The sequence below is a fragment of the Brumimicrobium sp. genome (assembly GCA_023957385.1).
GTDB lineage: Bacteria > Bacteroidota > Bacteroidia > Flavobacteriales_D > Crocinitomicaceae > Brumimicrobium.
The window spans coordinates 356,394-369,988 of record JAMLGZ010000002.1; the positions used below are offsets into that span (position 1 = coordinate 356,394).

12 protein-coding genes are annotated in these 13,595 nt (G+C 35.5%); 1 reads left to right on the plus strand and 11 read right to left on the minus strand.

Translation table 11 applies throughout. The features are described from left to right. Positions 1-2: 2 nt before the first annotated feature. Positions 3-197, minus strand: coding sequence for a twin-arginine translocase TatA/TatE family subunit (gene tatA, locus M9897_12715; GenBank protein ID MCO5269747.1), 195 nt, complete (start codon positions 195-197; stop codon positions 3-5). A 122-nt stretch (positions 198-319) separates the two neighbouring features. Between tatA and M9897_12720 the strand changes: the two genes are divergently transcribed. After that, positions 320-928 carry a transglutaminase family protein gene (locus M9897_12720; GenBank protein ID MCO5269748.1) on the plus strand — a complete coding sequence of 203 codons (609 nt, stop codon included), beginning with the start codon at positions 320-322 and terminating at the stop codon, positions 926-928. A gap of 213 nt (positions 929-1,141) precedes the next feature. On the opposite strand, the gene M9897_12725 is transcribed toward M9897_12720, so the two are convergent. The 10 genes from M9897_12725 to M9897_12770 form a co-directional block, all read right to left on the minus strand. Beyond that, positions 1,142-3,793: a tail fiber domain-containing protein gene (locus tag M9897_12725; GenBank protein ID MCO5269749.1), complete on the minus strand. Its 2,652-nt coding sequence runs from the start codon at positions 3,791-3,793 to the stop codon at positions 1,142-1,144. Positions 3,794-3,799: 6 nt separating this feature from the next. Then, a complete protein-coding gene (locus tag M9897_12730) occupies positions 3,800-4,204 on the minus strand; it encodes a hypothetical protein (protein MCO5269750.1) in 405 nt (134 codons plus the stop codon). A gap of 117 nt (positions 4,205-4,321) precedes the next feature. Then, positions 4,322-5,560, minus strand: coding sequence for an IS4 family transposase (locus M9897_12735; protein ID MCO5269751.1), 1,239 nt, complete (start codon positions 5,558-5,560; stop codon positions 4,322-4,324). A 105-nt stretch (positions 5,561-5,665) separates the two neighbouring features. Beyond that, positions 5,666-6,574 carry a gliding motility-associated C-terminal domain-containing protein gene (locus M9897_12740; GenBank protein ID MCO5269752.1) on the minus strand — a complete coding sequence of 303 codons (909 nt, stop codon included), beginning with the start codon at positions 6,572-6,574 and terminating at the stop codon, positions 5,666-5,668. A gap of 417 nt (positions 6,575-6,991) precedes the next feature. Continuing rightward, positions 6,992-7,189 (minus strand): hypothetical protein, encoded by a 198-nt coding sequence (locus M9897_12745; protein ID MCO5269753.1) that lies wholly within the window; start codon positions 7,187-7,189, stop codon positions 6,992-6,994. 107 nt (positions 7,190-7,296) lie between these two features. Then, entirely contained in the window at positions 7,297-8,058 is a 762-nt protein-coding gene (locus M9897_12750; GenBank protein MCO5269754.1) for an META domain-containing protein, read from the minus strand. A 322-nt stretch (positions 8,059-8,380) separates the two neighbouring features. After that, positions 8,381-9,784, minus strand: coding sequence for a Re/Si-specific NAD(P)(+) transhydrogenase subunit beta (gene pntB, locus M9897_12755; protein ID MCO5269755.1), 1,404 nt, complete (start codon positions 9,782-9,784; stop codon positions 8,381-8,383). 12 nt (positions 9,785-9,796) lie between these two features. Beyond that, complete coding sequence (locus M9897_12760) at positions 9,797-11,347, minus strand: Re/Si-specific NAD(P)(+) transhydrogenase subunit alpha (protein ID MCO5269756.1); 1,551 nt, start codon at positions 11,345-11,347, stop codon at positions 9,797-9,799. Positions 11,348-11,506: 159 nt separating this feature from the next. Further along, positions 11,507-11,986: a recombination regulator RecX gene (locus M9897_12765; protein MCO5269757.1), complete on the minus strand. Its 480-nt coding sequence runs from the start codon at positions 11,984-11,986 to the stop codon at positions 11,507-11,509. Then, a complete protein-coding gene (locus M9897_12770) occupies positions 11,986-13,533 on the minus strand; it encodes an Rne/Rng family ribonuclease (GenBank protein MCO5269758.1) in 1,548 nt (515 codons plus the stop codon). Before M9897_12770 ends, M9897_12765 begins: the two co-directional genes overlap by 1 nt. Positions 13,534-13,595: the final 62 nt, after the last annotated feature.

Here is a 13,595-nt window from a genome sequence, read left to right on the forward strand (position 1 = left end):
TCTTATTGATCGTTAGATTCTTTATTTTCAATATTCTTTGAGTCTTTTCCTTCCTCACCTTTTGTGGCATCCTTAAATTCTTTTACTCCTTGTCCAAGACCTTTCATTAATTCAGGAATTTTCTTTCCTCCAAATAAAAGTAAAACAACGACAACAATCAGAACTATTTGCCATGGGCCTGCTATTCCTAAAATCATTTTATTTCTATTAAAATTTATACAAATTTAATCAATAATCTAAAATTAAAGGTTTATCGTGAACAAAGTTTTAAGAAATGCTGTTATTTTTACTGAATTAAAAGAATTCTTAAGATATATTTATGGAACTTATATTAGAATCTCAAAATTTACAGGACTATTTGCAGGAAATTCCACCTGTTATCCAATTTAACAATCCTTCCATTCAAGAACGAATAGTTGAAATCCAAGAACGTTCTGGTTCAAAAATAGATCAGGCTAGATGGGCTTTTGAAATAGCAAGGGATGAAATTGCACATTCGTTTGATACCAAAGACCCTATAGTTACCATTAATGCTATAGATGTGATAGAAAATAAAGAAGGTATTTGCTTTGCTAAAGCACATTTATTAGCTACATTATTGCGTGGTTTGGGTATTCCTGCTGGCTTCTGCTATCAACGTGTTTTAAGAAATCCTAAAGATCCAGAATCAGGTCATGCCTTACATGGATTAAATGCTCTTTATTTAGAAGATTATGGCTGGTTCAGAGTAGATCCAAGAGGGAATAAACCTGGTGTAAATTCTCAATTCTCTATAGAAAAAGAACAGTTAGCTTACCCAATCCGCTCTGAATTTGGTGAAATAGACTATCCAAATGTATTTATAGCTCCCTTAGATACTGTAATTACATCTATGAAGAATTCTAAAACGAGTCAGGAATTATTTTTTAATAGACCTGAGGCTTTGTAATTTCTTATTTGGATAGGGGAGCGACAAATTTAATATGTACCAAGCTAATTATCTAATGAAAGTTAGGACGTGATTTCCCGTTTCATTTATAAGATATAGGAAACGGAAATTAGATGATCCCAACAACAATTAGAGTCAAATAAAAAACCAAGAAAAAAGCCGTTCCAAACTGAAACGGCTTTGTGTATAAATCACCTCATATAAATCTTCTTTTTACCTCTTCATCATTCGTTTAGTAGCCACCACTTGACCATCTGCGATTAAGGTGTACATGTAAATTCCAGTACTCAAATCGTCGGCATAAACATTTAATCTGCCTTCTCCTCGCTCGTCAATTACAACAGTCTTAATAATTTTACCCTCTGCACCGTAGAAAACGATTTCTGCTTCTTTAACGGTTTCAGGAATGGTGTAACCAATTATTGTTCGTTCGGCAAATGGATTCGGTATATTTTGGTTCAAAATAATAGTCGATTTATCGCTCAAAATAACCTTTATCTCTTCCAACAATTTTGCTTGGTTATCCTTTGGCATTTCTTCTGTCATTGACTGATTAATTTGACACAGTTGGGGCAATATACCACTTAGGCAATTTTCTAACTGGCTCAACCGATCATTTAAATTATTGATTAATGAATCTTTCTTGCCAATTTCATCTTGTTGCTCTTTAATTGCCGCTGCCAGAATACTTATAAAGGCATTGTAATTTACATTCTTATAGGTTATTTCTTCTGTAATAATATTTCCTATAGAATCCCTTGTTGCTGGTTTTGTTATCTCCTTAACTAATTCAGGAAGTATTTGCTCAACATCTTGTGCTATAAAACCATATTGTTTCTCATTTGGAAAATGAATGCCATATACATTTGAAGTGTCATAATAATATGACTTTGGTTGCAGGTTTGTTATTATTTCTATTGGGTTTAAAATGGTGTTAACGTCTGACTTAAATTGGGCATCAGAAGCTAAAACATAGCCTGTTCCTGAGTTCATACCATTAACATATATATCTCCTTCAAACCAGCCTGCATAACTAATTGCACTTCCACCTTGACTATTTGCAGAGGCGTATATTCCATAGTTTACTCCTGTTGGGTTAAAGGCCAGAGCTTTAACACCATAATTTTGGATGCTTCCAAAAGCTCGAGATTGTACCCCTATTGATTCTAACGAAGAACCTGAAGCTACTGAATTTAAACCATAACTACTTATACCACCCCCTCCATTTGCCTCGATGGCATAATTATTATTGCCGTCAAATGCCAAAGCTATCACACCTACATTACCCCCGTTTTGAATTCCATTAAAACTAGAAGAAGATTCAAAATAGCCCCCCACATTTGCAAAGCCATTTTCCGCAATTCCTTTTATACCTATACTCCATTTATTATAATTATTAGCAATACCCAATATTCCTATTGCATCACCAGTCATTGGATCTGAATTTGCTTGGTCTGAATTGACAACCTTAGCTCCCACGACTTCTGATGGGTTGTTTAATCCCAAATCTCTATACACATCTAATTTAGCCTCTGGACTTGTTGTACAGTTTTTACCTATTACAACACTATTTTCTCCATACAAAAGATTCCCAGTGGGATCTGAAAAATAATAATTATTCATATTCAAAGGTATTTCGTAATCTGCCGTCAATGGGTTAGGAGTATCACCACAGTAATTTCCAATTCCTACACCGCTATCATCTTCTACATAAATTACTTTACCCGTTGCATCCACAGCTAATACTCCATGCCCTGGATTAGTTGTCGTGGGGGAGGACGTATTCAAATCTGTAAACCGCATACCTGAACTTCCTCCTACATCGCTAACACTTCCCCAAGAATTAACTTCTAAATTTTCGCTTGGATTTATAGACCCTCCATAATACAAATTCGCACTCGGATCACCTCCTACACCTACAAATACACCTGTTGCTAACGTTGGGGTTAATCGCATTCCTTCTAAGCCGTCAATACTTGTAGCTGGTGGAGTTCCGCTACCTGGTGGCAATGCTGTAGTTGTGGAAGTGAAGATAAAGCGCATGTTATCGGGTCCGTTTGGAGTATTTCCTGCAACTTGATTATCTCCCCAGTTAATAACAGCATCCATTCGGTCATTGTCTTCTCGTTTTAAGCCGACATACATATTATCTGAATCATCACTGATAAACATTCCAACATCCATCCATGGCCTGTAGCCATCATCAAGACTTGTACCTATTATCGGAATTGATGAAGTGTTGTAGCCAAGATGAAGTAAACTTCTTGGTTGGGTAATCGGATTAGCACCATCCGCGCTAATAGCAACTCTCGTTCTATTCACAGGAGTTGTTAATCCACCAAAATTGCCCTCAGTGTTATTTAAAGCCCCAATGCTGGTAATTCTCATTCGCTCACCACTAGTTGCTGTTGAACCACTTGCTGTGCTTGCACTTTGAATGATAAACGGCGTATTTTCTTGCCAACGCAAGTAGCCATTGATATAAGAGCCTGTTTGTGCTATTCCAAATCGCAATCCGTCAAATTCGGTTTGACCTGTAGATTCGTTGGTATATTGAGACCAAACTTGCCTGTTTCCGTTTAAACTTAGATGCATCAGAGATTGTGGGCGCACATAAAGATTGGGTGGTGTAGTTGGTGTATTAATACCGAAGGTATTTCCCAATCCAAACTCACCAGTTGGTGCGAATCGTGCAACATGCAATCCATCGAAATCATTTACTGACTCCAAATCAGAGGATATTGCTGTTGTCCCACCTCCGCTAGCTAAAAATCGAAACACCATATCATCAGGCCCAGGATGTGAAGAGCCTTGGTTGTCTGACCATGCAATAGTGGTTTCAGTTATATCTGTTCCCGTTCCCAATTGTCGTTAACCAATATAACTCAAATCATTATTCCCAGTAAAGGTAATACCTGTTTTCATCCATGAACGATACCCTCCTTCCTGTAAAAGTGTTCCCTCTCCATTGAGATGTAAAAGAGAATATGCCCCTCTGTTAGCATTATACAACGTTCCTGGATTCTGCCATCCAATTAGCAGATTTCCATTGCGTGTAGCCGAATAACCGTCAATCGAATAACTCAAATTACCGTTGAGTTTCATACGGTTGACGTTGTTGGTTTTGAAAAGCAAAGGGTTGGTTCCGTTGGAGGTATTCCAACCAAGATATTTATTTGCGCCCCAAGTATTCCCATTTAACCCAGCATCAGTACTTTGTGCTTTTAAATGACCAATTGTAAACAAAATTAGTCCTAAATAAATAAAATTTTTCATAATTGACAAAATTTAATCACATTCATCCGAAAGTTTTTTAAAATTTGATACAAAACATCCTGTATCGTCCTATTTGTAATAGTCAATAATCATAATGTGAGAAAAAAAGTCAAACAGTTAAAACATTTGGAGTTGTACCGTTGTCCACAAATCATCTTCTGGAGGAGGTTTCTCTGCTTTTTGGACAATCGGTCGGATAGTATTTATAACATAATCTAAGGAAAGATAGAATGGCAGACAAATTCTTATTTTTTCTACAAAGTTTGAAAAAGCCGTTTTCCCTGACACCCCAACTCTTCGTAAAAGTTCAAGTAGTAAATAGGTAATTAATGCAATAAATATTTGTGATTTTACTGCATTTTCAGAAGTTCCTATAAAAGTTTTGACATTGAGATTTTGTTTTAAAAGCTTGAAGAAAGTTTCTATATCCCAACGCCTTCTGTATAGTTCTGCAATTGTTGAAGCTTTCCAAGAAAGATTATTAGTTATAATTTCTATCGTTGTATTTTTCTCTTCATGGTAGGCTACAACCTTTCTGAATTTCATTTGATTTATCCCAACTTCTTTTGCTTTTTGTCCTGTCAAATAAATAATCTCGTCTATTAAAATATGTTGATCCTCATTTTCTGGAAGATCTAATTCTTCAGCTACTTCATAAACAGTGTTTTCTTTTATTCTTGTAACAAAAACATTTTGGGACAACACCCTAGCTTTAATGATGTTAAAATCCCAATATCCTTTATCTTCAACAATAATCGTATCCTTTGGGAAAACAATTTCTTCAAATCCTTTTCTGTCATGAATAGATGCATTAGTGATATTCACAAGGTTAGGCATCATCATCGCCTCATCCCATTGCGTATGGATTTTAATTCCTCCTTTTGCTGTCCGAAACTTTGCCCAATCAAAAAGCCCTAGACACACGCTAACTGTACTGCTATCACGAAGAAGAATAGTTTGATTTTTAACTTCTTCTACTACTTTTCGATGAGTATGTCTTTTCAATAAATTACCGTAGTAGCTTAACAAACTCATATACAGACTCTCAAAGACTTTGTGGCTACGTTTTTTATTCCCATCACTCATCGTTGATTTTGCAGGACTTTGTTTTAAGTCTAAGTCCCGAATAAAGGTTTTCGACACACCAATACCAACAGAAATATCCTCTAAAGTACTACATCGAGACAGCTGTCCGAACAAATTTGCAACAAGTTGGTCATAAGTCTTGTATTTATGGCATCCCTTGTCAGAATTATGCTGTTGAATAACTCTTGCTAATAAATGTTGAGGAATTAAGTCAATAATTTGACGAATTACAGGCTTATTGTTATTTTTGTTCCTACGAAACAGTCCCATTTCATTTGAATTTTGTCGTGATTTTCAAATTTAAGAAGACTGTTTCGGTTTTTTAATTTTTAATATGATTTTCTGAAAAAGTTTCGGATAGTTATGAAATTTAATTTATCTTACCAAATGAATAAAACCACTTTTTTTAAAATCGTCTTTTACAAGTGTATAAAAATACACACCGTCTGTACATCTATTTCCATCGTATGTTCCATCCCAAAATTCGTGACTTGAATTATTAGTTTCAAATACAACATTTCCCCATCGGTTTAGAATTGTAAAATTAAACCCCTCGGGAACACCTTTAATCGTTAACACATCATTGACCCCATCATTATTTGGAGTATAAACATTTGGAATTGTAAAATTGGTTGCCACTAAGGAGACTTTATCTATATAATAATATGATTGAACACCATATATTGAATATTTTGTCACAACTGTGTCTAGATGATTATCTAAATCGAAAAAGCCAATGGTTAAGAATTTTTCACCACCTTGCGCCTCAAATATAAAATTAATTTTGCTCCAATTTTCTTCGTCACACGTTATAAATGAATTAGTATTTGTGTATTGAACTTCATGTAGAATTTGATTTACATCCCCCCCTATAGAATCCTCTGAAAACAAAAAACCTAAATTTGTTGTGCATACGGAAGGGTCATCAGCCTTATTTATAAAACAAGAAAACTCATATATTTTTTGTGAATCTAACGGATGTTTTAAATGAACTTGGATATACTCCCGAAATGTTGGATTGACATTAAAATCAAGCCCCAAACCTACATAAGCATCACCATCTTTTGGATATTGATATCCTATAAAATTTAATGGAATCCCTGTTGATAAATAATCGCTATTGCATACATTAAAATAATCAGGAGTTCCCCACGTTGCCGAAAACCACTCTGAAACAGAAAAATCTGCAATTCCTAAAGGACATTCCTCATACTCCTCAAAACTTCCATTCGGCACTAAATTTTCGCTTTCAGGTACGATTTGAGACAGTGTCAATTTAGACATCCATAACAAACAAAAGACAGTATAAAAAACGGTTTTATTCAATTGAATAAGATTATTGTTTTTTTAGTTCTTAATCTTTACCTCTTATCGCTTTGGATAGAACTAGTTAACTCCAATGGAGGGGAAACGTGTCTATTGTACTCTTTCTTAAAAGACAAAGACAGGATATGTTTTTCATCTCTTTCATACTATGCTCCTTTGCAATAAATCTCCATTGTGTTGGTATTAAAAAAACTTTCTTAAATTTCATAAATGGGAGTAGTTTTCCCCTGTGGTTTTAATTTCTTTCTTATAAAATTACCGTAAATGTAAACTTATGCCATATAATGTTTTTTTGTTATATAAGCAATTTACATCTTTTTTTCGAAAGGAAAAAATAAATTTTAAAGATAAATTGATGGTTAAGAGGCTTTTGTTCTACACAGGAGTAGTTAATCCACCAAAATTGCCCTCAGTGTTATTTAAAGCCCCAATGCTGGTAATTCTCATTCGCTCACCACTAGTTGCTGTAGAACCACTTGCTGTGCTTGCACTTTGAATGATAAACGGCGTATTTTCTTGCCAACGCAAGTAGCCATTGATATAAGAGCCTGTTTGTGCTATTCCAAATCGCAAGTATGAAGAATTCCAAAACAAGTCAAGAATTATTCTTTAATAGACCTGAGACTTTGTGATTTTTTAATTAGATAGGGGAGACACAAATTTAATATGTACCAAGCTAATTATCTAATGAAAGTTAGGACGTGATTTCCCGTTTCATTTATAAGAATTAATTCTTCCTCTTTTAATTGATAAGAAACTACCTCATTCAAAGCCTTTGAAAAACTATCTGGAATGGTCATATCTGCACACATCTTACGTGTAGAGCCAATTAAACCCAATTCTAATGTCTTTCCTGTAATGTTTTTGATTGCTCCAAAGTAGTTATTACAAGCATCTATCCCAAATACTCTTCCTTCGTTAAAATCGAAGTTGATTGTAGGACGTGTTTCTACATCAGTCACTTCTTTCTCATAGATGCTTTTAACGTTCCATTCTCCACTTAATTCTTTCTTAATAGCTACCATGTTATCCCTTTTAAAAGTCAGAATTTCATTTCCACTAGCATCTCGTATAATGAGTTTATCATCCACAATTTTGTAAGCATTCACTTTATCTAATAATTGAAAATAGATATCTTCTTTATTTTCATCGGAACAAGCCATGAGAGTAGCTACGGTTTTCCCTAATAGAATTTCTTTAGAAGTTAGTTTCTCTATATTACTTGAATAAGAATTGCAACCACCATTTCCAGAAATTGTATTACCCTCCACTATGAAATAAGGTTTTCTAACGGCATTATCCACCTCCTTTCCTTCCATTGATTCAACTATCCAAGTACCTTGAATTAAATCTTGATAATTTTTCTGTATGCTTTTGCTTGTCCCACAAGCAGTTAATCCAATTGCTACGATTGCTATTACAATTCTACTTCTTTTTGTCATCATCCTTTTTATTATAAAACAAAACGGGTTTGGCAAATTACATACCAAACCCGCTAGAAATTTTATTTCTTAAACCGTTAAGTATTTACAAAAATAAATAAAATCAATAATTTCTACTGTATATGAATTATATTTAATTTATAAAGATGCAAGAAATAGGAATAATTTTAAAATAGACCCCGAGCAACCAAGGTTCTCGGGGTGACAATCGAGGGGGGGGAGACTATCGGTCGGCAAAGCCGACCGCCTTACCCTCACCATGTATTGTCACCCCGACAGACGAAGGAGTGTCGGGGTCTATAATTATAATCTGTATTTTTTATTATTTATGTAATAAAGTGTTTATCTTAATTACGCTATCTTTTGCATCACCGTAAAGCATATCGGTATTGTCTTTATAGAAAAGAGGATTTTCTACACCAGCATAACCAACTGCCATCGAGCGCTTCATTACGATTACTTTCTTGGCTTCCCATGCGTGAATTACAGGCATTCCATATATCGGACTAGAAGCATCATCTATTGCACCTGGATTAACTACGTCATTAGCACCGATAACCATAACAACATCGGTATTAGGAAGGTCATCATTGATTTCATCCATTTCCAATACGATATCATAAGGAATTTTTGCTTCTGCTAATAATACATTCATGTGACCAGGTAAACGACCAGCAACTGGGTGAATAGCAAATCTTACTTCCTTTCCTTGTCCGCGTAAAAACTCAACCATTTCAAAAATTGGATATTGTGCTTTTGCTACAGCCATTCCGTACCCTGGAACGATTACTACTGAGTTTGCACTTTCCAATAATTCTGCGGTAGCTTCATGCGTAACAGAAGTGATTTCTCCTTCAATTTCTTGTGATCCTGTTGCTGCTGGTGCGCTCCCGAAACCTCCAAAAATCACAGAGAAGAATGAACGATTCATCGCTTCACACATGATGATGGAAAGAATGGCACCTGAGCTACCTACTAAGGCTCCAGTTACAATCAATAGGTCATTGCTTAGCATAAAACCAGCCGCTGCAGCTGCCCATCCTGAATAGGAGTTTAACATAGAAACAACTACAGGCATGTCAGCACCACCGATTGCCATAACAAGCATCACTCCTATAAAAGAAGAGATAGCTGTCATGATTATCAAGTACAACATTCCCTCAGTACCTGGCGCATTAGTAAATAGAACTCCTAACACAATGGAAGCTATTACTAAGATGATATTTACAGCATGTCTTCCAGGATATAATAAAGGTTTACTTCTTATTTTCCCATCTAACTTACCCCAAGCAATAATAGAACCTGTGAATGTTAATGCACCGATGAAAACACCTGCAAAAACTTCTACCAAATGAATATTCTTTTCTACACCTTCTAGAGCTTGGCTGTGAGGATCTATATAAGAACCAAAACCAACTAATACTGCTGCTAATCCAACAAAACTGTGTAAGATAGCAACTAACTGAGGCATAGCTGTCATTTCTACTTTACGCGCTACCATGATTCCAATCAAAGAAGCAATAGCTAGAGCAATAATAATATATACATATCCATTTTGTCCGTCTTCAACTCCTAAGATAGTTGCTAAAACGGCGATAATCATACCTACAATTCCAAAAAGAACACCTCTTTTGGCAGATTCTTGAGAAGATAAACCTCCCAAGCTCAATATAAACAAGATACTTGCGAATAAATAGGCTGCTGTTTGAATTCCTCCACTAATCATAATTTCTTGTTTTTATTTTTTAAACATATTCAACATACGGTGAGTTACAAAGAAACCACCTACGATATTGATACTTGCCACTAGGATTGCTAGAAAAGCAATAATTGTTAGTGGATGATCCCAGCTACTTGCAGGACTTAACACTTGAAGTAATCCTCCAACTACGATAATACCACTAATAGCATTGGTTACAGCCATTAAAGGGGTGTGTAAAGAGTGCGAAACATTCCAAATTACTTGCCATCCTACGAATACTGCTAGTACGAATACAGTAAAATGTTGCATAAATTCTCTAGGAGCAAATTGTCCCATTAAAAATAATACTGCACCTACAACACCTAATTGGATGAATAAAGATTTTGTTTTCTTTTTAATAGCTGCAATTTCTTGAGCTCTTAATTCTTCTGGTGTAACTTCCTTTACAACCGGTTTTGGTTTTTGTGGACTCACAGGAAGTGGTTTTGGTGGCCAATTAATAGCACCATTATATGTTACCATAGCTCTAGAAACTACATCATCCTCCATATCGATTTTGAAGTTTTCTCCTTTTCCCATGTCATCGAGTAGGTGGCATAAGTTGTTTCCATAAAGTTGAGAAGCTTGTGTTGGTAACTGATCCAATTTCCCAATAATGGTTATCCCATTATCAGTTGTGTAAATCTCTCCGTTTTTTGTGGCTTCGCAGTTACCTCCAGTTGAAGCAGCTAAATCTACTATAACAGAACCTGGCTTCATTGCTTTTACGTGATAATCCATTACCAACTTTGGAGCAGGTCTTCCTGGAATTTGAGCAGTTGTGATAATAATATCAACTTCTTGTGCTTGTTTTAGGAATAACTCCATTTCTGCTTTGATAAAGGCATCACTCATTTCTTTAGAATACCCTGAATCAGTAGCTCCGTCTTCATCAATGTTTACAGTTAAAAATTCTGCACCCATAGACTGAATCTGTTCGGCCACTTCCTTACGTGTATCAAATGCACGTACGATAGCTCCTAATGAGTTAGCCGTTCCAATAGCTGCCAAACCTGCAACTCCGGCTCCGATAACGAGTACCTTTGCAGGATCAACCTTACCTGCGGCAGTTATCTGTCCATTTAAAAATCTTCCAAAATGAAAAGAAGCTTCAATTACTGCACGATATCCATCGATATTTGCCATAGAGGAACGAACGTCCATCTTTTGAGCTCTTGAAATACGTGGAACCGCATCCATTGCTACTGCATTTACTTTCTTTTCAGCAAGTTTTTGCATTAAACTTGGATTTTGGTCTGGCCATAAATAACTTAAAAGGACCAAGCCTTCTTTCATCATGTCCACTTCTTCCAACGTAGGAGCCTGTACTTTTAACACAATATCAGACTCTGCATAAATATTTTGTGCAGAACCAACGATTTTTGCACCAGCTTCTTCAAATTCTTTGTCAGAAAAGTTTGCTCTCTTACCAGCTCCTGCTTCAATAATTACTTCAAAGCCTTGCTTAAGTAATCGCTTGGTTGTGGTAGGAGTGGCTGCAACTCTTCGTTCTTCTTTAGAAACTTCGGTTGGGATACCAACTATCATCTTCCTTATTTTTTGATTAATACTCTATAATTCGTTTTGTAATGTTCTTGCTTTTTTGCAAAGCACTCACAAAGATAGAAAATTATCGAAAATAAAAATGTGAAACTTATAATAGTCACAAATTTAATTTAATAAGTTGTTGGAATGTAGGTGGACCTATTAGACATTTCCTTCCATTTCCTCTAATACTGAGAAGATAAGATCGTTTTCATATCCTTTACTCTGTAGATATAGCACAACTTTTCCTTTGATTTGAAACGGGGTACCTTTCTTTTCTTTCCATTTCTTTTCTGCTAATTGATAAAGTGTTTGAAAATATTCATTAGAATCTATTGTATTTAACGCACTTTGAATACAAGATGAAGGTACCTGTTTGAATTTGAGCTGGGTTTTTATTTTAATTTTCCCCCATTTTTTGATACGAAACTTTCCAGACACATAACTATCTGCAAAGCGTTGTTCATCGAGGAAACGATTAACGATTAGGTCGGCTAATAAAGCATTGGTGTCCTCATCATCCAGTCCATAACTGCGGAGTTTTTTATAAACTTCACTATGGCATCTGTCCTGATAAGCACACCAAGCCTCAATTTTTTGTTTGGCTTCAAGAAAGGAATATCTGATTTCCTTTTGATCCATTATATTTTAATTGTCTTCCCGTCTTTGTCTTTAAACTGATATTGCATGAAATGGAAATTAGTGATGCCAGTTACAGCTATCCATTTCTTGTATTTAAAGAACCATTTTACTTGCTTTGAGAATATACCACGTTTAAAGTGTGACTCAATATATGGATGAACCTCTAAAGTAAGCCCTTTAATCTTTTTATCTTCTAGTAGATAAACAAGATTTGTTTCGATTTCATCTGCAAAAAGAATACTTGCACTGATTTCTCCTGTTCCGTCACAAACAGGGCATTTTTCAGAAGTTTCAATATCTGTTTCAGGTCTCACACGTTGACGTGTAATCTCAATTACTCCAAATCGAGAAGGAGGAAGAATATTATGCTTTGCTCTATCTGGCTTCATAAATTCTTTCAATGCATCAAAAAGAGCCTTGTTGTTCTCTTTTTCGTGCATATCAATGAAATCCACAGCTACAATTCCACCCATATCTCGCAACTGCAAAACTCTAGCTAATTCTTCTGCAGCTTCTAGATTGGTAGCAAGTGCGTTGCTTTCTTGACCTTTAGCATCTTTCCTGTTTCCGCTATTCACGTCCACTACGTGCATAGCCTCAGTATGCTCAATAATTAGATAGCCACCACTAGGAAGTGGCACCTTCTTACCAAAAAGAGTTTTGATTTGCTTATTGATGCCAAACTTTTCAAAAATAGGTAATTTGCCATTATAGCGTTTAACAATTTTTTCTCTTTCTGGCGCAAAAGAAGATATGAATGATTTCATCTTGTCGAATAAATCATCATCATTGACATGGATATCAGTGAAATCAGAATTTAACAAATCTCTTAGAATAGAAGATGCTTTGTTTATCTCACCTAAAACTCTACGAGGAGGTGTAGAATGTTGCAAATTCTTATGCAAAGTTTTCCACTTCTCCAAGAGACTTTTCAAATCTTGGTCAATCAACTCAATCTTTTTATTTTGAGCTACAGTTCGAATAATAACCCCAAAATTTTTGGGTTTAATATTGCTAATAATATCTTTTAAACGTTCTCTTTCTTTTGAGTCTCTTATTTTTTGTGAAACAGAGATTTTATCTGAGAAAGGAACGAGTACTAAATAGCGTCCGGCTAATGTTACTTCTGCACTTAAACGAGGACCTTTTGATGAAATAGGTTCCTTTGCAACCTGTACTATAATATGTTGGGAAGAAGAAATTACATCAGCAATTTTCCCTTCTTTTTCAATATCATTTTCGGTCTTGAAGTATAACAAGTCGGCCACATTCTGTTTGCCTTGCAATGTTTGCTGGGTAAACTTATTGAGTGACAAAAACTGAGGTCCTAAGTCTAAATAATGTAGAAAAGCATCTTTTTCATATCCTACATCGACAAAACAAGCGTTTAGGCTAGGTACTATTTTCCGAACTTTCCCGTGGTAAATGTCACCAACGGCGAAATCAATCTGTTCTTTTTCCTCGTGTAACTCAACAAGCTTTCCATCTTTTAGTAGTGCAAGCCAAACGCTACCCTTGCGGGAATCAACTACTAATTCGTAATTCACGGAAGCCGTTTTAAAGTTATATAATATGCGAAATGCTTTCTTAAACCTAAGAAAGCCCTATT